The organism is Acidovorax sp. DMC1 (assembly GCF_056314325.1).
The window spans coordinates 55,039-77,210 of sequence record NZ_JBQUYO010000006.1; the positions used below are offsets into that span (position 1 = coordinate 55,039).

Annotated in this window: 17 protein-coding genes; 9 read left to right on the forward strand and 8 right to left on the reverse strand. The window is 66.1% G+C overall.

The genetic code is table 11. The annotated features are described in order from the left end of the window. Positions 1 to 45 precede the first annotated feature (45 nt). The 5 genes from ACT531_RS13825 (at position 46) to ACT531_RS13845 (ending at position 5,789) form a co-directional block, all read left to right on the forward strand. Positions 46 to 1,569: a 3-hydroxyacyl-CoA dehydrogenase gene (locus ACT531_RS13825; RefSeq protein WP_476017785.1), complete on the forward strand. Its 1,524-nt coding sequence runs from the start codon at positions 46 to 48 to the stop codon at positions 1,567 to 1,569. A gap of 36 nt (positions 1,570 to 1,605) precedes the next feature. Continuing rightward, positions 1,606 to 2,385, forward strand: a complete 780-nt coding sequence (locus ACT531_RS13830; RefSeq protein WP_476017786.1) for an oxepin-CoA hydrolase, alternative type — start codon at positions 1,606 to 1,608, stop codon at positions 2,383 to 2,385. A gap of 226 nt (positions 2,386 to 2,611) precedes the next feature. Next, entirely contained in the window at positions 2,612 to 3,331 is a 720-nt protein-coding gene (locus ACT531_RS13835; protein WP_015013747.1) for a Crp/Fnr family transcriptional regulator, read from the forward strand. A gap of 44 nt (positions 3,332 to 3,375) precedes the next feature. Continuing rightward, entirely contained in the window at positions 3,376 to 4,461 is a 1,086-nt protein-coding gene (locus tag ACT531_RS13840) for a phosphotransferase (RefSeq protein ID WP_209819336.1), read from the forward strand. A 53-nt stretch (positions 4,462 to 4,514) separates the two neighbouring features. Then, complete coding sequence (locus ACT531_RS13845; protein WP_476017787.1) at positions 4,515 to 5,789, forward strand: acyl-CoA dehydrogenase family protein; 1,275 nt, start codon at positions 4,515 to 4,517, stop codon at positions 5,787 to 5,789. A 36-nt stretch (positions 5,790 to 5,825) separates the two neighbouring features. On the opposite strand, the gene ACT531_RS13850 is transcribed toward ACT531_RS13845, so the two are convergent. After that, positions 5,826 to 6,554 carry a hypothetical protein gene (locus ACT531_RS13850; RefSeq protein WP_476017788.1) on the reverse strand — a complete coding sequence of 243 codons (729 nt, stop codon included), beginning with the start codon at positions 6,552 to 6,554 and terminating at the stop codon, positions 5,826 to 5,828. Between the two features lie 317 nt (positions 6,555 to 6,871). On the opposite strand from ACT531_RS13850, the gene ACT531_RS13855 reads away from it, so the two are divergent. Beyond that, positions 6,872 to 7,489 carry a hypothetical protein gene (locus ACT531_RS13855; RefSeq protein ID WP_476017789.1) on the forward strand — a complete coding sequence of 206 codons (618 nt, stop codon included), beginning with the start codon at positions 6,872 to 6,874 and terminating at the stop codon, positions 7,487 to 7,489. Between the two features lie 97 nt (positions 7,490 to 7,586). Here ACT531_RS13855 and ACT531_RS13860 read toward each other — a convergent pair whose 3' ends face one another. The 3 genes from ACT531_RS13860 to ACT531_RS13870 all read right to left on the reverse strand — a co-directional run bounded on the left by ACT531_RS13860 (position 7,587) and on the right by ACT531_RS13870 (position 12,214). Continuing rightward, positions 7,587 to 8,600 carry an asparaginase gene (locus tag ACT531_RS13860; RefSeq protein ID WP_476017790.1) on the reverse strand — a complete coding sequence of 338 codons (1,014 nt, stop codon included), beginning with the start codon at positions 8,598 to 8,600 and terminating at the stop codon, positions 7,587 to 7,589. 17 nt (positions 8,601 to 8,617) lie between these two features. After that, on the reverse strand, positions 8,618 to 11,170 hold the full coding sequence (locus tag ACT531_RS13865; protein WP_476017791.1) for a penicillin acylase family protein: 2,553 nt from the start codon (positions 11,168 to 11,170) through the stop codon (positions 8,618 to 8,620). Between the two features lie 114 nt (positions 11,171 to 11,284). Beyond that, entirely contained in the window at positions 11,285 to 12,214 is a 930-nt protein-coding gene (locus tag ACT531_RS13870; RefSeq protein WP_476017792.1) for an adenylate/guanylate cyclase domain-containing protein, read from the reverse strand. A gap of 400 nt (positions 12,215 to 12,614) precedes the next feature. Here ACT531_RS13870 and ACT531_RS13875 point away from each other — a divergent pair, with 400 nt between their 5' ends. Further along, complete coding sequence (locus tag ACT531_RS13875; protein WP_056067399.1) at positions 12,615 to 12,974, forward strand: hypothetical protein; 360 nt, start codon at positions 12,615 to 12,617, stop codon at positions 12,972 to 12,974. A 91-nt stretch (positions 12,975 to 13,065) separates the two neighbouring features. Here ACT531_RS13875 and ACT531_RS13880 read toward each other — a convergent pair whose 3' ends face one another. The 4 genes from ACT531_RS13880 to ACT531_RS13895 all read right to left on the reverse strand — a co-directional run bounded on the left by ACT531_RS13880 (position 13,066) and on the right by ACT531_RS13895 (position 17,142). Further along, positions 13,066 to 14,049 (reverse strand): LD-carboxypeptidase, encoded by a 984-nt coding sequence (locus ACT531_RS13880; RefSeq protein ID WP_476017793.1) that lies wholly within the window; start codon positions 14,047 to 14,049, stop codon positions 13,066 to 13,068. Between the two features lie 84 nt (positions 14,050 to 14,133). After that, positions 14,134 to 15,525, reverse strand: a complete 1,392-nt coding sequence (gene tadA / locus ACT531_RS13885) for a tRNA adenosine(34) deaminase TadA (RefSeq protein WP_476017794.1) — start codon at positions 15,523 to 15,525, stop codon at positions 14,134 to 14,136. Between the two features lie 58 nt (positions 15,526 to 15,583). Next, positions 15,584 to 15,835 carry a hypothetical protein gene (locus ACT531_RS13890; RefSeq protein WP_060985300.1) on the reverse strand — a complete coding sequence of 84 codons (252 nt, stop codon included), beginning with the start codon at positions 15,833 to 15,835 and terminating at the stop codon, positions 15,584 to 15,586. Between the two features lie 152 nt (positions 15,836 to 15,987). Further along, on the reverse strand, positions 15,988 to 17,142 hold the full coding sequence (locus ACT531_RS13895) for a branched-chain amino acid ABC transporter substrate-binding protein (protein WP_060985301.1): 1,155 nt from the start codon (positions 17,140 to 17,142) through the stop codon (positions 15,988 to 15,990). Positions 17,143 to 17,338: 196 nt separating this feature from the next. Here ACT531_RS13895 and ACT531_RS13900 point away from each other — a divergent pair, with 196 nt between their 5' ends. Both ACT531_RS13900 and ACT531_RS13905 read left to right on the forward strand, forming a co-directional pair. Next, positions 17,339 to 19,342 (forward strand): peptidase U32 family protein, encoded by a 2,004-nt coding sequence (locus ACT531_RS13900; RefSeq protein ID WP_476017795.1) that lies wholly within the window; start codon positions 17,339 to 17,341, stop codon positions 19,340 to 19,342. A 54-nt stretch (positions 19,343 to 19,396) separates the two neighbouring features. Then, positions 19,397 to 22,090 carry a cation-translocating P-type ATPase gene (locus tag ACT531_RS13905; RefSeq protein ID WP_476017796.1) on the forward strand — a complete coding sequence of 898 codons (2,694 nt, stop codon included), beginning with the start codon at positions 19,397 to 19,399 and terminating at the stop codon, positions 22,088 to 22,090. Positions 22,091 to 22,172 lie beyond the last annotated feature (82 nt).

Consider the following 22,172-nt stretch of genomic DNA (forward strand, 5'->3'; position numbering starts at 1 on the left):
TTCTTGCACATAAGTCCCAGATAAGGCCAGAGCCATAATGCCGCTATGAAAATTCAGTTTCCCAACATCGCCATCGTGGGCACCGGCGCCATGGGCCGGGGCATTGCGCAAATTGCTGCCCAGGCCGGTAGCCAGGTTTTTCTGCTGGACGCCAACCCCGGGGCCGCCGACGCCGCCCGGGCTGCCTTGCAGGAACAATGGAACAAGCTGGTCACCAAAGGCCGGATCGAGGCTGACCAAGCCACCGCGCTGACTGCACGGCTGCACCCCGTCACAACGGTGGCGGACCTGGCGGCCTGCGACCTGGTGGTGGAGGCCATCGTGGAGCGTCTGGATGCCAAACAGGCCCTCTTCGTTGAACTGGAAGAAGTGGTGCGCGCCGATGCGGTGCTGGCCACCAACACATCCTCCCTGTCCGTGACGGCGATTGGCGCATCCCTCAAGCGTCCGGAACGCTTGGCGGGGTTCCACTTCTTCAACCCCGTTCCGCTGATGAAGGTGGTGGAGGTCATTGCGGGCCTCAAGACCGATCCTTCCATCTGCACGGCGCTGGCTGCCTATGCCAAGGCCATGGGCCACACCCCGGTGCAGGCACAGGACACCCCAGGCTTTATCGTGAACCACGCCGGGCGCGGCTTTGGCACGGAGGCCCTGCGCATCGTGGGCGAAGGTGTGGCCGACTTTGCCACCATCGACCGCATCCTGCGCGACCAGGTCGGCTTCAAGCTCGGGCCCTTCGAGTTGATGGACCTGACGGCGCTGGACGTGTCGCATCCGGTCATGGAATCCATCTACCGCCAGTATTACGACGAACCCCGTTTCCGCCCCAGCGTGATCACTGCCCAGCGCCTGGCAGGGGGCGTGGTGGGTAAGAAAGTGGGCGAAGGCTTCTACCGCTACGTGGAGGGTGTGGCCCAGGTGCCTGCTGAGGCGCCCGTCCCCGTCGTCAACGACATTCCCCCGGTGTGGGTGTCCCCGCGCGCTGCACGCCGGGCCGAGCTGTACCAGTTGCTCAAGGACCTGGGGGCCACCATCGAAACCGGTCAATCGCCCTCCCCCCAGGCCATCACGCTGGTGGCCCCGCTGGGCTTTGACGTGACCACCGTGGCGGTGGTGGAGCGGCTGGACCCGGCCCGCACCATCGGCATCGACATGCTGATCGATGACGCCGCCACCAAGCGCCGCGTGCTGGCCACCAACCCCGCCACACGCGTCGACATCCGCAACGCGGCGCATGCGCTGTTTGCGCGCGATGGCAAAGCCGTCAGCGTGATCCGTGACAGCGGCGGTTTTGTAACGCAGCGCGTGGTGGCCACCATCGTCAATATCGCCAGCGACATCTGCCAGCAAGGCATCTGCACCCCCAAGGACCTGGAGACCGCCGTGACCCTGGGCCTGGGCTACCCGCTGGGCCCGCTGGCCATGGGCGACCGCTGGGGCCCCACCAACATCCTGGAGGTGCTGTTCAACATGCAGACCGTGTACGGTGACACGCGCTACCGCCCCAGCCCCTGGCTGCGCCGGCGCGGGGCCATCGGCCTGAGCCTGAGCCACGTCGAAGAAGCCTGATCGGCCAGCACCACGGCCATCCCACCGAAGACCGCCATGCCCGCAGAACTCCAGAGCACCAGCCAGGGGCAGACCCTGATCCTGACCCTCCGCAACCCCGAGCGGCGCAACGCCATCGACCCGGTGATGTACGCCGCCGGCGTGGAAGCGCTGGGTGTGGCCGAGAGCAGCCCTGACATCCGCAGCGTGGTCATCACCGGCTCGGACGGCATGTTCTGTTCGGGCGGCAACCTGCAGCGCCTGCTGGCCAACCGGCAACAGCCGCCCGAGGTGCAGGCGCAGAGCATCGAAGGCCTGCACAACTGGATCGAGACCATCCGCACCTATCCCAAGCCGATAATTGCGGCCGTGGAAGGTGCCGCGGCCGGGGCCGGGTTTTCGCTCGCGTTGGCCTGCGACTTCATCGTGGCGGCGCGCAATGCCGTGTTTGTGATGGCCTACAGTAATGTGGCCCTGTCGCCCGATGGCGGCGCCAGCTGGAGCCTGGCCCAGACGCTGCCGCGCCAGCTGGCCACCGAAATCCTCATGTGTGGCGACCGCATCGGCGCAGAGCGCCTGCACGCAATGGGCCTGGTCAACCGCGTTGCCGAAGCAGGCAGCGCACTCGACGCGGCCCTCGCGCTGGCCGAGCAGCTCAACGCCCGTGCGCCCAATGCACTGGCCAGTATCAAGGAACTGCTGAACGAAGCCCCCCAGGCCCAGCTCACGCACCACCTGGGCCAGGAGCGCGACCACTTCGTGAAAAACCTGCACCACGCTAATGGCGGCGCAGGCATCTCTGCGTTCCTGGAAAAGCGCGTGCCGCGCTACGAATAGCGCTGCGCCTCAAACGCCTCGGCCGATCCACCATCACAGGCACATCAACCCCCGGCACGCTGCCACCCAGCGCCGGGGGTTTTTTATTGCCCCATCACGTATTTGCGATATCGCAGTGACTCGCCAACGCGCCCTTACGCGCAGACACGCAGGTGACAACCCTGACGCATTGCACAGGTCCCTGACGCGACAATGGGCCTGTTTCTAGTCACCCAAAAGACAGGCCATGGACGACCCGATTCTTACTATCGAAGAACGTGAAGCGATCAACTCCGGTCGCTGGTTTTCATCACTCTCACCTTCGCTACGCCACGACATCCTCCGATGTGCATACGTCAAACGCTTCAAGGACGGCGGCCTCATTGCCGCACGTGGGGATCCACCCGAGGAGTGGATTGCCTGCGCGCGCGGTGCGGTACGGGTGAGCTCCACCTCCATCTCGGGCAAGCAGATCACGCTGACGTATGTGGAGCCGGGCATCTGGTTTGGCGACGTGGCGATCTTCGACGGGGACCGGCGCACACACGACGCCTATGCGCATGGCGACACCACGATCCTGTGCGTGGCCAAAGCCGACTTCCGCAAGATTTTGGCCGTACACACCGAGCTGTACGAAGCCATGCTGCGCCTGCATGCGCGTCGCATTCGCCAGCTGTTCGGGCTGGTGGAAGACCTCAACACATTGCCCCTGCGCTCACGCCTGGCCAAACAGCTGGTGCACCTGGTGCGCAGCTATGGGGTGCCCAGCCTGTCGGACGGCAGCGAGATGCGCATCAGCCTGCAACTGGCGCAGGAAGAACTGGCCCAACTGCTGGGCGCATCACGCCAACGCGTGAACCAGGAGCTCAAGGCCATGGAACGCGAAGACGCGATCCGCATCGAGCCAGGCGGCCTGGTGGTGCGTGACCGCGAAGCCCTCATGCGCATCGCAGAAGCCGACAACTGAGCCGACTACCCCATCACCGACTGCACGACCTTTCATCCGCCTCCATGAGCAACTTTGACCATTTCGTCGGCACCCGCCCTGTTTCCGATCAGCATGCTTTTGACATCGAAGCGCTGACCGCATGGCTCTCCAAGAACATGGAGGGCTTTGCTGGCCCGCTGACGGTGGAGATGTTCAAGGGCGGGCAGTCCAACCCCACCTACAAGCTCATCACGCCCAGCGCCAGCTATGTCATGCGCGCCAAGCCCGGGCCCGTGGCCAAGCTGCTGCCGTCGGCCCATGCCATCGAGCGCGAGTTTGCGGTGATGAGCGGCCTGTACGGCACCGACGTACCCGTGCCGCGCATGTTTGTGCTGTGCGAGGACGAGTCGGTGATCGGGCGTGCCTTCTACGTGATGGAGTGCATGCAGGGCCGCGTGCTGTGGGACCAATCCCTGCCGGGCATGACGCCTGCTGAACGCGGTGACATCTACAACGAGATGAACCGGGTGATCGCAGCGCTGCACACCGTCAAGTTTGCGGACCGTGGCCTGGCCAACTACGGCAAGCCTGGCAACTACTTTGACCGCCAGATCGGCCGTTGGAGCAAGCAGTACGTAGCCTCCATCACGCAGCCCATCGAAGAGATGGACCGCCTGATGGAATGGTTGCCCGCCAACATGCCCGCCAGCGCGCGGGATGAGGGCCACGTATCCATCGTGCACGGCGACTTTCGTCTGGACAACCTGATGTTCCACCCCACCGAGCCCCGCGTGATTGCCGTGCTCGACTGGGAGCTGTCCACACTGGGTCACCCCCTGGCGGACTTCAGCTACCACTGCATGAGCTGGCACATTCCCGCATCGCTCGGGCGTGGCATTGCGGGGCTGGACCTGGGCGCCCTGGGCATTCCCGACGAAGACACCTACATCCGCCGCTACTGCGAGCGCACCGGCATCGCCACGCCCGAAGCCTTGCGCGCGGACTGGAACTTCTACCTCGCCTACAACATGTTCCGCATCGCCGCGATTCTGCAGGGCATTGCCAAGCGGGTAGAGGCCGGCACAGCCTCCAGCGCCCAGGCCAAGGCCTCGGGCGACACCGCACGGCCCATGGCCCAGCTGGCCTGGTCGTTTGCACAGCGCGGCTGAACACACGACGCAACCCCAGCGCCGTCCCACGATTACCAACGGAGAAGAAACCCATGGACTTTGACTACTCGCCCAAAACCAAGGAACTGCAGGCCAAGCTGCTCCAGTTCATGGATGACCACATCTATCCGAACGAGTCCGCCTACAAGGATGAACTGGCCGCCAACACCGCCGCTGGCAAGCGCTGGAGCGCGCTGAACACCATCGAAAACCTCAAGCCCAAGGCCCAGGCCGCCGGGTTGTGGAACCTGTTCCTGCCCGTCGACAGCGCTGCAGCCTCGGGCTATTCAGGTGCGGGTCTCACCAACCAGGAATATGCGCCGCTGGCCGAAATCATGGGCCGCGTGCCATGGGCCAGCGAGGTGTTCAACTGCTCCGCACCCGACACCGGCAACATGGAAACCATTGCCCGCTACGGTGACGAGGCCAACAAGGCCCGCTGGCTCAAGCCACTGCTCGAAGGCAAGATCCGCTCGGCCTTTGCGATGACCGAGCCCGATGTCGCATCGAGCGACGCCACCAACATCGAAACGCGCATCGAGCGTCATGGCGACGAGTACGTGATCAACGGCCGCAAGTGGTGGATCTCCGGCGCCGCCGACCCCCGCTGCGCCGTGTTCATCACCATGGGCAAGACCGACCCCGAAGCCCCCCGCCACTCGCAGCAAAGCATGGTGCTGGTGCCCGCTGACACCCCCGGCATCAAGATCATCCGCCCGCTGAACGTGCTGGGCTACGACGACGCGCCGCACGGCCACGTCGAGATGACTTTTGAGAACGTGCGTGTGCCCGTCTCCAACATCCTACTGGGCGAAGGCCGTGGCTTCGAGATCGCACAAGGCCGCCTGGGCCCCGGACGCATCCACCACTGCATGCGCCTGATCGGCCTGGCCGAACGTGCGCTCGAACTGATGTGCAAGCGCGCGTCCTCGCGTGTGGCCTTCGGCAAGACCGTGGCGCAGCAGACGGTGACGCAAGAGCGCATTGCCGAGGCCCGCTGCAAGATCGACATGGCCCGCCTGCTCACCCTGAAGGCCGCCTGGCTGATGGACGTGGCCGGCAACAAGGTCGCCAAGACAGAAATCGCCATGATCAAGGTGGTGGCCCCCAGCATGGCCTGCCAGGTCATCGACTGGGCCATGCAGGTGCACGGCGGTGGCGGCATGTCTGACGACTTCCCACTCGCCTATGCCTACGCCGGTGCGCGCACCCTGCGCTTTGCCGACGGCCCGGACGAAGTGCACCGCAACGCGATTGCCAAGTGGGAGCTGGGCAAGTACGGCACCTACGGCCGCGACGCCGCCGTGCCGGTGACACGCGGCGGCTAACACCCCGCCGCACAGGACACGGGACCCGCAGACGCCCTACTGCGGGTCTTCAGTGTCTTCCGTCGGCCCGCCTGCGGCCGCAGGCGGCGGCAGGTTCTGCAATGCCCCCTGGGCAGCCGCCAGCAGCAACTGCGTGGCCTGGGCGATCTCCGTCAGGCTGCGCTGCGTGTGCTCCATGCGCAGGTACACCTTGCCGCGCACCAGCATCAACAGCAGCGGCGATTGCGCCCGCACCGCCCCGCCCTCGCCTTCCACGATATTGAGCAACTGGGACACCACCGGCGCATGGATCCAGCGCTGTGCGGTCTCCATGCGCTCGGCCACCACCGCAAAGTGCTGGCGGAATGAGGCCGGCAGCCCCGGCCAAGTCACCTCTTCAAACATGGCCAGCCAGCGCATTTCCTCAGGCAGGCTGGCGTTTACCGTGGTCTGCAGGGTGTCGGTGATGGCGTTGTAGGCATTGCCCTCCAGCGACTCCTGCAAGGGGCGGTTGAGCACCATCACCGCCGCCTCCGGGTCGACCCCCAAGTCGGCCCGCCCCCGCAACTCCAGGCCGCGCACGTAATCGCGCGTCGGATTGCCACATTCCAGCCGCCACGGGTGGCCGTTCAGGTCGCCTCCCAGGTCAAAATGCCCGTCCACCGCCTGCGGCACCACCGCCAAGCGCTGGGTGGCTGCCCAACGCACCACCTCCTGGTTGGACACGGGCCGCGCGGCATTCGGGCCGCCGGACAGATGCAGCGCTTTGCGAAGACGGTCAAACATGGCAATTCGAAGCCCCAGGCTTCGCGGGAGTCACGGATACGGGCATTATTGGGGGCATTGGCCGCTGCAGCAAACTGGACTGACGCCTTCTGTGAGCTTGTTCACCCTGACCGTCATAAGAGCGGCGAACAAAACTCAGCGAAGCGGCCCTGGCTAGGCGTTTCGCCGCAGGCAGTACAACTAGTACGACAAGGCGAGACAACGATGCAAGGCGAGTTTTGTCAGTCGCTCTAAACTGCAGCGAGCGGCAGGTGCGGCCATGGCCTTGGGAGCAATCAATGGCTGCGAAGTGCACAGCCCACACACCACCCTTCTTCATGGACCGCAGACTTGCACTGATTGGCGTCGCTGGTGCTCTCGCCGCACCGGGGATTGCCCTGGCGCTGCCCGACGACGCTTCGGCGCGGGTGCGTCAGCTGGTGCGCTGGTCCGCAGCGACGGCCGACCACCAGGGCTTGCCGTTTGCCGTGATCGACAAGCCTGCCGCGCGCATCCACGTGTTTTCGGCCCAGGCCCAATGGCTCGGCAGCGCGCCCGTGCTGCTGGGGGCCGCTACGGGTGACCGCTCAGCCCCGGGCATCGGGGCCAAGCCTCTGTCCCACATCCGCCCGCACGAACGCACCACCCCTGCGGGCCGCTTTGTGACGGAACCCGGCCGCAACCTGCAGGGTGACGACATTGTGTGGATCGACTACGACGCTGCCGTATCACTGCACAGGGTGCGCAGTGTGAGCGCCGCTGAGCGCCGCCTGCAGCGGCTGGCGAGCCCCGGCACGCGGGACAAACGCATCAGCTACGGCTGCGTGAACGCCCCCGCCGCGTTCTACGACCAGTTCATCGCGCCTTGGTTCGGGCGGGCACCAGGGGTGATCTACGTGCTGCCGGACACCGAGCCTTTTGCTACTTTTTTTGTAGCAGCTAGCGCTTATGAGTAGTGCACTAACGGCCCATTTGATTCAATATTCTTGCCCAGTACGGCTAGGGCTCCCGCGCTGACACTTCCGACAGTAGCCACGCACACGCCACCCCGGCTCAAGCCGTTGCGCGCTGCAGGCGAAACACAGGCCGGCGGCCGCCCACCACCAGCCCCTTGGCATTGCGAATGACGGCGTTTCTGCGCAGCGCCAGGGCCTCCTGCTGCGTAGCATCCAGCCATCCCAGCTGGTCCATCACCTCCACGGCCGCCGCCACCTGCGCCACCATGTTGCCGTCCATGATCTTGAGGGCAAAGGCCTCGCCATGGCTGCGGCTGCCCACCACCTGCACCCCGTCGGCTCCGGTCTTCGAGACCCAATCGCCCCGCCCTGCCCGCATGAAATCCAGATCATGCCGCCCGGTGCCGGAGCCCAACTCCGGGCGTTGCACCATGGCGTCGGCCAGTGCGGTCAGGCTCTGGTCCAGATCCGTGTCGGGCGCCCCACCCGCCAGGCGCGCATAGCCCCGCGCCAGGTGCGCGAGCGGCATGGCGTAGTTGGGGGCGGAGCATCCGTCGATGCCCATGGCCAGTTGCTCGGGCTCCAGCCCCACAGCCTGCGCCACATGCTCACGAATCGCCTGCTGCAACGGGTGCGCAGGGTCCAGATGGTTGTCGAGCGGCCAGCCCTGCTGCACACAATGGGCAACAAAACCGGCGTGTTTGCCGCTGCAGTTGTTGTGGCGTTCGTCCGGCACAAAGCCGTCTGGCAGCGAACCCAGCCCCAGCTCTGCAAACAGCGGCCGGTGGCAGCCGCAGCGCAGGGCGCGGTAGTTCTGCCCCACGCTGCCCAGCATGCGCTCGACCTGCTCGACATGCATGGCCTCGCCGTTATGGCTGGCGCACAGCAGCGCCAGTTCACCCGCGCCCCAGCCCAGCGTCTGGGCGCCGCCGGACTGCATGAATGGCAGGGCCTGAAATGCCTTGATGGTGGAGCGCGTGAACGTGACCGTATACGGGTCGCCCGCCTGCGCCAGCACACGGCCGTTGCGGTCGGCCACCGCCACGGCGCCCCAGTGCTGGCATTCGGCGAGGTTGCCCCGGGTCACCTCGATCAGCGGAACAAAACCCATGGTGATCTCCAACGTGGTTACTGCACCGCCGGTGCGGGGGCCAGAGTCAACTCATGGGCCCAGCGTGCGGGCTGGCGCTGCAACGCGCGGTAGCCCGTCTGCGCCCAGGTGCTGCTCATGTCGCTGTAACGCGGTGAAAACACCAGGCCGCTTTGCCCGGTCTGGTAGATGAAGCGAGACTGTTCCAGGTCGGCCAGGTCGTACACCGCGCGCAGCGATGCGGCATGGCGGTTCACAAACGGGCCCTTGGCTTCGCCCGCGTTGTACTGCCCCACGTTGACGGTGTAGGAGTCGCCATGCGATGGTTCGCTCACGTCAAAAAAGCGGGCCAGCGCGGGCACATTGCCAAACGGCCGGTGCACGCTGAGTGCCGGATGCGCCGCGCCCCAGCGCCATTGCGCGGGATCGGCGCCGTAGGCCGCCTGCAGCCGACCGAGCGCACGGCCCAGGGCTGCGGCCGACTGCTCTGCGCACGAGGAAGGTTGGCACCACCAGGAGTCGTTGCGCTCCAGGATGCCCTCCAGCGCCGCCCGGTAGTCGCGTTTGCCATAAGTAGCGGTGAACCGCGCCTCGCCAATGCGCGGCACGATCAGGCCACGCGCCAACTCGTCGGTCCACGCGGCAAACACCAGGGGCGCTGCCTTGCCTGCATCCATCACGCCGTCAAAGCCCTTGAGCTGCTCTTGCGCAGCCGCTGCCAGCGGGTGCGATGACTTGGCCTGCTGGAGGTAGGGCAGCAGCTTGCGCGTGGCCAGTGAGGTCACATCGCGGTGGATCGCCTGCATGCTTGCGGCATCGTGCTTGTCGGTGGCCTCTATCAGCTGCGCAATGCGTTCGTAGCGGTAAGGCAAGGCCCAGTCTTGGGTCAGGTAGTGGGGATAGTCGGGCGCCGTCACCCGCTGGTTGGCGGTGGCTATCCAGCCCCGGGCGCCGTTGTCCTCCGGCGTCTGGTCGTACGGCAGCCAGCCCTTCCAGTCGTACCGGGCGTCCCAGCCCGGTGACGGCGCCACGCCCCGGATGTCGTTGGCAGGGTCTCGCACGGGCGCGCGGCCTGCGGCCTTGAAGCGGATGTTGCCCTGGTCATCGGCCGCCACCACGTTCTGCATCGGCGAGTGGTAGTGCGACAGGGCCGCGAACAAGGCATCCACCGATTTCGCCTGGTTGGTCTGCAGGCCCGCCAGCACCGTCTGGTTGTCGGCATCGAGCGCGCTCCAGCGCAGCGCCAGCACGTATTTGCCGAGGTCCAGCACGTCGGCATGCGACTTCTGCGCGTCGCTCAACACGGGGCCGTGCCGCGTGCTGCGCACCTTCAGGGCAACATCGGCCTGCCCTTTCACGCGGATGGTTTCGTTACGCACCGTGAAGGGCGCCCAGCCCTCGGGCGTGCGGTACTGCGACGCGTCGGCGGGGTTGATCTGCTCCAGGTACAGGTCCTGCACGTCCGGGCCCGTGTTGGTAAAGCCCCAGGCCACTTTGTCCGTGCGGCCCAGCACCACGAAAGGCATGCCGGGCAAGGTGGCACCCACCGCATCGATGGCGCCCATGGGGGTGCCGTCAGACGCCTGGCCTGCCGGTGCCTGCAAGCCCGCAAAGTACCAGATGGCGGGTGCCGACAGGCCCAGGTGCGGATCGTTGGCCAGCAGCGGTTTGCCACTCACGGTGCGGGTGCCCGCCAGCACCCAGTTGTTGCTGCCCTTGCCCTCGTTGGTGCCCGCATTGCGGGTCAGCTCGTCGGCCCAGGCCAGCATGCCGGCACTGATCTGGCGGGACAAAGGCCCTTCACCCAGCGCGGCAGTTGCAGCCTCCCGATCGGCCGACGCTGTGGCCGCGGACGGTGCAGCAGAAGCGTTGGCATCGGTGGCGCGGTACACCCCCAGTTGCCGGTACAACGCGGCCAAGTCGGCCGTGGCTGCGGGGCGCTCGCCCGGGTACGGCGGCATCAGCTGCCACAGGCGCTCGGTGTCCAGCGTTTTGGCGATGGACAGCCGCGCAAACTCGTTGCCCCAGTTGCCGCCCAGGTCCAGCGCCATCATCAGCGCCCAGCCCACGCTGTCCTCGGGCTCCCACACGGCACCGGTGGCCCCACCGGGCTGAACGCCCAGGATGTGGAACTCCGGCGGCAGCGCCTGGGGGCGGTTCTGGTGAAAGGCATGGATGCCCTTGCTGTAGGCCTGCAGGGCCTCCCGGGCATACAACGGCAGGCCTGCGTACTGCCGCTTGGCCGTGCCCATGATGTCCAGCGTGCGCATGAGTTTGTCGGTCTCCAGCGTGGCGGGCCCGAACACCTCGGACAGCTCGCCATGCATCACGCGGCGGTTGAACTCCAGCTGCCAGGTGCGCTCCTGCGCGTGCACGTAGCCCATGGCAAACCAGGCATCCTGCGGGCTCTGCGCGCGGATGTGGGTCACATCGGCGCCATCGCGCTGCACCTGTACGGCCTGGCGCAGGCCCTTTACCGCCAGCTTGCCATCCAGCGTCGCAAAGCTGCGCTGCACATACACGGCAGCCCCCGTGCCAGCCAGCAAGGCCGCCACCACCAGCCCGACGGCCGTTCGCTTCATCCACGCCATGTCTCGTGTCTCCTGATTGTTCTGGGTTGTTTGTATTGGTTGGGAAGTGAAAAGGGCTGCACGCTAACCAGAAGCCCGCCGCACGGCAACAGCCATCGGCCCTGGCCCAAGGCCTCAGCCCAGATGAACGCTGGTGCCAGACACCTGGAAGTTCATGACCGGTGCACTGGACTCGGTGAAGGGAACGCCCAGTGCAATCTGCCCCGTGCCATGCAGGATGCAGGCATCGCGGCGCAGCCGCACAGGCGAGTCGCTGCCGTCAAACCGCACCCAGGTGCCAAAGCTGCTCATGTCGGTCAGCACAAAGCCGCTGTTACGCCAGTCGATGCGCGCATGCAGTCGTGAGACGCGGGGGTCGTTGATGCACAGCTGGGCATGGGTGGCACGCCCCACATGCACGGGCGCATCCGACGAGGTGAACGACATGTCCACGCCATGCCAGGAAAACTGGATCTGCCCCAGGATGGAATCGGCCGGCGCAAAGCTGCTGACCAGCGCCGCCTGCATGGTGAGTGAGTCAGGCTCTTCGTTCTCGCGCCATTCCACCTGGTAAAGCATCTGCAATTCCGCCTTGCCACGGATCTCCATGACGCCGAGCTTGCGGTACCACACATCGGCCGCCGCCCCTGCCAGCAGCACCGCTGTCTCGGTGGCCCAGATTTCAGCCGGGCCCGCGCGCTCACACAGGCGGGAGGCCACATTGACGGCATCGCCATAGCAGTCACCGTCTACATCGACCACCTCGCCACTGGCCACCCCCACACGGATGTCCATGCGCAACGGCTGCGGCCACCGGTCCAGGCGCGCCTGGTGCTGGCGCAGCATGTGGGTGGTGGCGGTGACGGCACTGGCCGCGTCACCAAACACGCACAGCACCCCGTCGCCCAGCTTTTTGACGACGCGGCCCGCATGTGCCTCGATGGTGTCACTGATCCACTGAGTGACCTGGGTCACCGCCTCAGTGGCACGCTCGTTGCCCAGCGTTTCATACAACGAGGTGCTGCCCGAGATGTCTGCGAAGACCACCGTTGACAACACACTCATGAACGATGGCCGATTAGTAACATCATGTGAACCAGTTTAGTGCAAGCTCAACGAAGACGCATCTATCAAAGCGTCAACAATCCTTTGCCAAGGTCTTTGCGGGCCACGCAAGCCAGTACTTGCGGCCTCACTGCAGGCGCTGGTGGTGGCAGTAGGCGTAGAGGGCGCGCATCTTGGGTGCCTGAAGACCCGGCAAAGCCCACGCCGAGCAGCGCACCTGTTCGCCCGCTTGCCTCGCGTCAGGCCGCCGCAAGAATTCGCGATGAATTGCGTAAAAGTTCGCAACAAACGGGGGCACCGTGTTGTCTTTATGCAAAAACAGGAGCGTCACCCTTGCGTCAATCCTCACTCCCGCTTACTTTGATCGACCCTGTTACAAAAATCGCACAGCCCACCGTCCATGCGCTGGAACAAGCCCAATCTCCGCAACAACCTGCACGACCTGCTCGGTCGTGACAAGCCGTCATCGACGGCCTGGGTGCGCGACCAGGGTCTGGAAGAGGTGCGGCGTGCCATGCTGCACAGCCTGATGGGGCTGACCGGCTGCGAAGTGGCGCGCATGAACATGCGCCTGCGCTACGCGGGCGATATCGAAGCGCTGTGGTACCTGCGCAGCGATTTGCTCGACACGCTCACCCTGCTGCGCGGCGAGGCCATCGCACAGACGGTGCTGGACCAGGTCACGCCGATGTTCCAGGGGCAGTTGCCGCTGTCGCTGCGGGTGCCACAAATGCCCAACGCACCCCGCGCGCACCTCTGAAACCCTGAGATTGCAGCCTTGACGGCCGGGGCCGGTCACCACGCCGCACCGGCATCGTGCCACGCAGCGGCCCCGGGTTAGCGCCGCCTGTTCAGTGCTGGTGGCCCCAATAGATCAGCGCATCGCGCTCTTCCACCGACAACGACACCGTTGCGCCCACGGGCAGCAGCACCTTGGTCTCGACATGCCCAAACGGCAGGTTGGTCAGCACGGGGGCCTTGATCTGGGTGCGCAGCCAGTCCACCACCGACTGCAGCTTGTAGCCCTTGTCATGCGGCGCCAGCTTGAAATTGGTGAACTGCCCCAGCACCACGGCCTTTTGCTGGGCCAGCACACCGGCGTGCAGCAGTTGGGTCAGCATGCGTTCAATGCGGTAGGGATGCTCGTGCACATCCTCTACAAACAGCACTCCGCCCTTGACCTGCGGGAAATAGGGCGTGCCCACCAGCGATGCCAGCACTGCGAGGTTGCCGCCCCACAGGGTGGCGCTTTTCACATAGACGTTGGGCACAGCCGGCTTGCCAGTGGTGGCATGGGGCTTTTCCTTGTGCATGCGCCAGCCAGTGCCCTCGCCGTGGCCGGTCACCAGGTCGTCAAAGCAGGCTTCCATGATGTCGTCGGGCTCGCCCTCTACCCCAAAATCGGCCCCCAGTGAGGGCCCTGCCCAGGTGGTGGCCCCGGTTTTGGCCAGCACGGCAAGCTGAAAGGCGGTGAAGTCGCTCACGCCCACAAAGTGCGTGCCCTTTTCGATGGCCTTGGCCACCGCCTTGTAGCGGATGCCCGGCAGGATGCGCGTGAGGCCGTACCCCCCGCGCGAGATCAGCGCCACATCGGCGCCGCTGGCCGCCGCACGGTGGATAGCAGCCAGCCGGGTGTCGTCATCACCCGCAAAACGCGTGTGCGCGGCCAGCGCGTCCACATCCACCTCCACCTCATGGCCCTGGGCCTTGAGCCGGGCAATGCCCCGCTTGAAGGCCGCCTTGTCGCGCACGGCGCTGGAGGGCGAATAAATGTAGATGTGCTTGGGACCGTGGTCGTGGTCGCACTGGGAGTGGTCGTGATGGTGGTCGTGCAAAGCGCTCAGGCCCCGATGGGGTCTGCTCCGTAAACAGGGGGAATGCCCGGCGCCCCATGCAGTCAGGCGGCGGCAGCGGACACATCAATGGCTGAAGTATTCCACAGCCTGTGCGGCGATGGCCTCGCCATGCTCCTGAACAAAGTGGCCCGCATGGTGCAGCACCACCGGCTCGGGGCATCCACGGATGTGGTGTTGCAGCGCCCGCATGGTGGGCAACCCCAGCACCGGGTCTTGCGCACCCACCACCATCAGGCTGCGGCCTTGCCACTGGTGGTGCCAGAAGTCGCGGGCTGCACGCGATAGCGCCGCGCCGGCGTCGTCCAAAGCGGCGGGGACACGTTCGGGAAACGCCCGCAGCGCGGCACGGTAGCCCTTGTCGGGGAAAGGCGCATCGTAGGCCGCGCACTCAGCAGGGCTGAGGTGCGGATTGCCGCGTGCCAACAGGCGCCCCACCCCGTACAGCGGCTTGTCGCGGCACATCGCGCGCCAGTCGACAAAGCCCTGCGGCAACGGCGCATCGCCCGTGGCCAGCAGCGTGTTCATCACCAGCAGGCCGCCAAACCGCTCGGGCATAGCCATGGGCAGCGTGAGGCCCAGGATGCCGCCCCAGTCCTGCACCACCAGCACGACATTGCGCAGGTCCAGCCGCTCGACCAGCTCCAGCAGCACCTGGCGGTGCCATTCGAACTGGTGCGTACCCTCCTTCTTGGGCTTGTCGCTTTTGCCAAAACCGATCAGGTCGGGCGCCACCACGCGGTCGCCCACAGCCAGAAAGGCGGGCAGCATGCGGCGATAGAGGTAGCTCCAGGCCGGGTTCCCATGCAGGCACATCCAGGTGCGGCGGGCATCGCGCGGGCCTTCATCCAGGTAGTGCAGACGCAAGCCCGCCAGACTAGGCAGGTCGCTGAGGTAGTGGGGAGCCCAGGGGTAGCCGGGCAGGTGGGCAAACGCCGCATCGGGCGTGCGCAAGGCATCGTCACGCAACGGGTGGCGGGCCAATGCCTCGGCGCGCTGCTGGCGGCGGCGCTGCGCAAAAAAGTGGCTCAGCAGGCCACCACATTCTTCGGCCAGTACCCCGCCCTGCACCTCGGTCTGGTGGTTGATCTCGGCATGCCCAAACAGGTTGAGCACCGAGCCTGCCGCCCCGGTCTTGGGTTCCACCGCGCCATACACCACCCGCGCCAGCCGCGCGTGCAGCATGGCGCCACTGCACATGGCGCAGGGCTCCAGCGTCACATACAGGCTACAGCCGTCGAGCCGGTAGTTGCCCAGGCGCTGGGCTGCCGCACGCAGGGCGACGATCTCGGCATGGGCCGTGGGGTCGTGGCCCTCCACCGGGGCATTGCGACCGGTGGCGATGACCTGACCGTCCTTGACCACAATGGCGCCCACGGGCACCTCGCCCGCGCTGGCTGCGGCTTGCGCCTCGGCCAGGGCCAGTCGCATCCAGTGCGCGTCGTTGGCCATCTTCATTACTATATTTTCAATAGCATCCAAGGCATGAAATATGAGCGCTTAGAAGCATTCTGGCTCACTTTTTCTCATCTTCGGGCATGGGGCGTGCCTGTTGCATCAGGCCTTCCACCTGCTGCTTGACCTGTTGCTGCATCTGCTGGCTCTGCTCACGCACCGTGCCGGTGGGTGCCGAGGCAGGCGCCGCCGCACCCGTGGCGGTTTGCAATGCGGGCACGGGGGCACGCGTGGCCGCCAGTTGCTTCTTGGCCAGCAGGCCCACGATGGCCAGCACCACCACCAGTCCAACCAATCCAAACAGTGCGCGCATACCTGGGCTCCTTGGCGGGCACCGGCGGCCCGCGGGTTCTTGCAATGGGGCCTGACTGTAAAGCCAAACGCCGCATGAACGCCGAATGCAAAAACGGCCGCACAAGGCGGCCGTTGGGGCAAGAGTCGGTCAAGCCACCGAGGCGAACGGCCTCAGTTCAACGCCACGCGGCTGCCGTCCTTGAATGTGTACAAGGTCACGGCGGGGGTGGTCAGCTCGCCCTTGGCGGTGAAGGCGATGTTGGCGGTCACGCCCTTGTATTCGGTCTTGGCCAGAAACGGGGTGAACACCTTGGGGTCCACCGAGTTGGCGCGCTTCATCGCGTCGGCCAGCACCATGGCAGCGTCGTAGGCGTAGGGGCTGTAGATCTGGAACTGGCCGGGGAACTTGGCGTCGTAGCGCTTCTTCCAGTCCGAGCCGCCTTGCATCTTGTCCACCGAGGCGCCGCCCGTGGCGCAGGTCACGTTTTTCAGCGCGGGCGTCTTGCCCGACAGTTCGGGCAGCTTCTCGGTGCACAGGGCATCGCCACCAAAGAACTTCACGTTGCCCAGGCCCAGCTGCTCCATCTGACGCAACATGGGGCCGGCCTGCGCGTCCAGGCCACCGTAGAAGATCGCGTCGGGCTTTTTGTTCTTGATGGCAGTGAGGATGGCCATGAAGTCGGTGGCCTTGTCGTTGGTGAACTCCTCGGCCACCACCTTCAGGCCCTTTTGTTGCGCCGTGGCTTTGAAGACCGAGGCCACGCCCTGGCCGTAGGCCGTGCGGTCGTCGATGATGGCCACGTTCTTGAGCTTGAGGTGGTCCGCACCAAACAGCGCCAGCGCAGCGCCCAGCGCGTTGTCGTTGGCGATCAGGCGGAAGGTGGTCTTGTGGCCGGGCTTCGTCAGGTCAGGGTTGGAGGCCGAGGCCGTGATGTGGGGCAGGTCGCACTTGGCGTAGACGGCCGACGCGGGAATGGACGTACCCGATTGCAGATGGCCCACCACGCCAGCCACCTTCTGGTCGCACAGCTTCTGCGCCACAGCGGTGGCCTGGCGTGGGTCGCCCGCGTCGTCTTCGGCCGCGATTTCAAACTTGATCTTCTTGCCGCCGATGACGAGGTTCTGGGCGTTCAGGTCGTCAATGGCCAGGCGCACACCGTTTTCCGTGTCCTTGCCGATGTGGGCAATGCCGCCCGACACCGGGCCTGCGTGGGCGATCTTGACGGTTTGCACGTCCTGGGCGGAGGCCAGATTGGCCGCCAGCGCAAGGGCGGTCAGGGCAGAAATACGGAACAGGGGCGAAGAAGCGAAAACGGGGCGCAGCACAGTACAAAGTCTCCTGGGTCGGTCAAAGCATCCTGTTGTGCACCGAACTTGTACACAACAAACCCTGCATCGTAGCCACCCGAACCCTCATTTCTGTAAAATTACTAAGCAAACTTAGTAATTTGCTCCAGCATTAACCGGGCTAATACGTCCGGCGCGCACCGCCCAGCAAGGCAGGCTGGGATAATCACGCCCCATGTCCCTCCTGCCCCACCAGCTCGAACTGCTCTCGCCTGCGCGCGACGCAGACATTGGCATCGAAGCCATCAACCACGGCGCCGATGCCGTCTACATCGGCGGCCCGGCCTTCGGCGCCCGGGCCAGCGCGGGCAACGACATCCGGGACATTGAGCGCCTGGTCAAGCACGCGCACCGCTTCAACAGCCGCATCTTCATCACACTCAACACCATCCTGCGCGACGATGAGCTGGAAGCCGCGCGCCAGATGGCTTGGCAGGTGTACGAGGCGGGCGCGGATGCATTGATCATCCAGGACATGGGCCTGCTCGAAATCGACCTGCCCCCCATCCAGCTGCACGCCAGCACCCAGACCGACATCCGCACGCCTGAAAAAGCGCGCTTTCTACAGGACGCAGGTCTGTCGCAGATCGTGCTGGCGCGCGAGTTGACGGTGCAGCAAATTGCGGCAGTCCACAAAGCGCTGGGCCCGGTCGATGCGCCGGGCCGCGCCAACATTGAATTCTTCATCCACGGCGCGCTGTGCGTGGCCTACAGCGGCCAGTGCAACATCAGCCACGCGCAAACGGGCCGCAGCGCCAACCGAGGCGACTGCAGCCAGGCCTGCCGCCTGCCCTATCAGGTGACGGACGCGCAGGGCCGCTTCATCGCGCATGACAAGCACGTGCTGAGCATGAAGGACAACAACCAGTCCGACAACCTGCGTGCTCTCATCGACGCAGGGGTGCGCAGCTTCAAGATCGAGGGGCGCTACAAGGACATGGGCTATGTGAAGAACATCACCGCCCACTACCGCACGCTGCTCGACGAGATCATCGAAGAGCGCGAGGCGCAAGGCCGGCCGCTGTCGCGCTCGTCCAGCGGGCGCACCACTTTCACATTCAAACCCGACCCGCTCCAGAACTTCAACCGCGAGTTCACCGACTACTTCGTCACCGGCCGCAAGGAAGACATCGGCGCCTTCGACACCCCCAAGAACCCCGGCCAGGCCATCGGCTGGGTGACCAAGGTGGGCCCCGACTTTGTGGAGCTGGAAGTGAGCGACCCCGCCACCGTGCTGCACAACGGCGATGGTCTGTGCTACTACGACCTGCACAAGGAGCTGGTGGGCATGGCCATCAACGTGGCCGAGCCGGTGTCGGCCCGCAGTGTGGGCCAGTGGCGCGTGTACCCCAAGGACCCGATGGAAGGCTTCAAGGATCTGCGCAAGGGCACCGAGGTCAACCGCAACCGCGACATGGACTGGGTGCGCACGCTGGAGAAAAAGTCGAGCGACCGCCGCATCAGCCTGTGGGCGCACCTGAGCGAAACGCCCACCGGCTTTAGCCTGATGCTGACCGACGAGGATGGCAACGTGGGCAGTGCCGACGTGCAACAGCCCCACCAACCCGCCACCGATCCGGCCAAGGCCGAAGCCAGCCTGCGCGAGCAACTGGGCCGCTTTGGCGCGACGGTGTTTGCGGTGCACGACATTGCACTGCAGTTGTCGCAGCCGTGGTTTGTGCCCGCCTCGGTGCTCAACGCGCTGCGCCGCGATGCCGTGGCCGACCTGGAGGCCAACCGCGCCCGCAACTTTGCCCGCCTGCCGCGTGCGACACCGGTGGAGCCCCCTGCGCCCTACCCCGAGGACACGCTCTCCTTCCTGGGTAATGTGTTCAACCACAAGGCCCACGACTTCTACGTGCGCCACGGCGTGAAGGTGATCGCTGCGGCCTACGAGGCGCATGAAGAAGAAGGCGAAGTCAGCCTCATGATCACCAAGCACTGCGTGCGCTTTTCCATGAGCCTGTGCCCCAAGCAGGCCAAGGGCGTGACGGGCGTGCAGGGCACCATCAAGGCCGAACCCTTGATGTTGATCAATGGCAAGGAAAAGCTGACCTTGCGCTTTGACTGCAAGCCCTGTGAAATGCATGTGGTGGGCAAGATCAAGCGCCAGGTGTTGAACCAGGTGCCAGAAGTCCCGCTCCAGTTCTACAAAGCCCGGCCGCAAGTCGCGCACTAAGGCAACGCAAAGAAGTCCTTGCGTGGGCTTGCGGCCCGTTTCACCGATCGCCGCATGTCCCCGTCCACCGCGCCGCACCTGCACCCCACCGAGGCCGTCGCCCAGGCCCATGGTGTCAACCCTGACGCAGGCCTGCATGCCGACGAGGCGCAGCGCCGCAGCGCCACGCATGGCGCCAACGAGTTGGCTGCATCGCAGGACCGCCCCTGGTGGCGTCTGCTGGCCGACCAGTTCAAGGACTTCATGGTGCTGGTGCTGCTGGGCGCGGCCGTCATCTCGGGGCTGGTGGGCGAGGCCACAGACACGCTGGTGATCCTTGTCATCGTGGTGCTCAACGCCGTCATCGGCTTTGTGCAGGCCTGGCGCGCCGATCAGGCCATGGCTGCGCTGCGCCAGCTGGCGGCGGCACACGCCACCGTGCTGCGCGGCGGCATGGTGCAGGTCCTACCCGCTACTGAGCTGGTGCCCGGCGACATCGTGCTGCTGGAGGCGGGCAACCAGATCCCGGCCGACCTGCGGCTCATCGAGATTGCGCAGCTGCAGGTGGATGAATCGGCCCTCACGGGCGAGTCTGTCACGGTGGCCAAGCAGACCGAGGCCCTGGCGGCCGAAGACGTGGGCGCGCTGGGCGACCGCACCAACATGGCCTTCAAGGGCACCACCGCCACCCATGGCCGCGCACGCGGGCTGGTGGTGGCCACCGGCATGCGCACCGAGCTGGGCAAGGTGGCCACGCTGCTCGACACCGGCGACCGCAGCACGCCGCTGCAACTGCGCCTGGCGGCCTTTGGCAAGCGCCTGGCAATTGCGGTGCTGGGCATTTGCGCAGTGATTTTTGTGGTGGGCGTGCTGCGTGGCGAGGCGCCCCTGCTCATGGCCCTCACCGCCATCAGCCTGGCCGTGGCCGCCATCCCCGAGGCCCTGCCCGCCGTGGTCACCGTGCTGCTGGCCCTGGGCGCGCGCCGCATGGTGGCCGTGCATGCGCTGGTGCGGCGCCTGCCGTCGGTGGAGACGCTGGGCTCGGTCACCACCATCTGCTCGGACAAAACCGGCACCCTGACCCAAAACCGCATGCACGCCGAGCTGCTGCTGGCCCACGGCGTGCGCTGGGTGCCCGGCGACCCCCTGCTCGGCCCCGCCCACGCCGAGGCCCTGCGCGCCGCCGCACTGTGCAACGACGCCACGCTACAGGCAAAGGCCGAAGAGGGTCCGTCAGGCACCCAGTGGCTGGGCGACCCCACCGAAACCGCGCTGGTACTGGCCGCCCACGCGGGCGGGCTGGACAAGACTCAGCTCGATGCCACCAGCCCCCGCGTGCAAGAGCAGCCCTTCGACTCCGACCGCAAGCGCATGACCACCTTCCACCGCGCTGCCGATGGTTTTGTGGCCTACACCAAAGGCGCGCCCGAATCCGTGCTGCCCCGCTGTACCGCCCACTGGACGCCCGAAGGCGCTGCTCCAATCGACACCGCCCGGGTCCTCGGCACCGCACAGCAGCTCGCCGCCCAGGGCCTGCGCGTGCTGGCCCTGGCCCGCCGCAGCCACACCCGCCTGCCCGACACCAACGACATCGACGCGGTAGAAAACCAGCTGGAGCTGCTGGGCCTGATCGCCCTCATCGACCCACCCCGCCCCGAGGCCCAGGCCGCAGTGCGCGACTGCATCAGCGCGGGCATCACGCCAGTGATGATCACGGGCGACCACCCCGCCACCGCGCGCGCCATTGCGCACCGGCTGGGTATCGTGCGCAGTGCCGATGCTCCGGTGCTGACCGGCGCCGACCTGGCCGCATTGGACGATGCCGCGCTGCGGGCCAAGGTGGAGCAGGTGCAGGTCTACGCCCGCGTGGACCCGGCGCAGAAGATCCGCATCGTCGAGGCCCTGCAGGCCCAGGGCCACTTTGCGGCCATGACGGGGGATGGCGTGAACGACGCCCCGGCGCTCAAACGCGCCGACATCGGCGTGGCCATGGGCCAGGGCGGCACCGACGTGGCGCGCGAGGCGTCGAGCCTGGTGCTGCTGGACGACAACTTCGCCACCATCGTCGCGGCGGTGCGCGAGGGCCGCCGCATCTACGACAACATCCGCAAGTTTGTGCGCTACGCCATGACGGGCAACTCGGGCGAGATCTGGACCATCTTCCTCGCGCCGCTGTTGCTGTTGCCCATTCCGCTGCTGCCCATCCACATTCTGTGGGTCAACCTGGTGACCGACGGCCTGCCGGGCCTGGCGCTGGCGGCCGAACCGGCCGAGCGCGGCATCATGCAACGCCCGCCCCGCGCACCGCGCGAAAGCCTGTTTGCGCACGGCATGTGGCAGCACATCCTGGGCGTGGGCCTGCTGATTGGCGGGCTATGCTTGGCCGTGCAGGCCTGGGCGCTGCAGACCGGCCATGCGCACTGGCAGACCATGGTGTTCACCGTGCTCACGCTGGCGCAGATGGCGCACGTGATCGCCATCCGGTCTGAGTCCGAGCCCATCTGGCGCCTGGGCCTGTGGAGCAACCGCCCGCTGCTGGGCGCCGTGCTGCTGACCTTTGCGCTGCAGTTGGCGACCATCTATGTGCCCTGGCTCAACCCCATCTTCCGCACCGAGCCGCTGAGCCTGGGCGAGCTGGCGCTGTGCATCGGCGCCGCGCTGGTGGTGCTGGTGGTGGTCGAGATCGAGAAGGCCTGGCGACGCAGCCAGCCACAGCGGCGCACCACGCCAGAGTCCAGCGACAGCGCCCTGGACGAGCCTGCGGCCTGAGGGCGTTCACGGCACGCAAGAACGTCATAAGCACATAGCCAACGATTCGATGACGCCACGGGCCAGCGGTGCCAGAATGGCC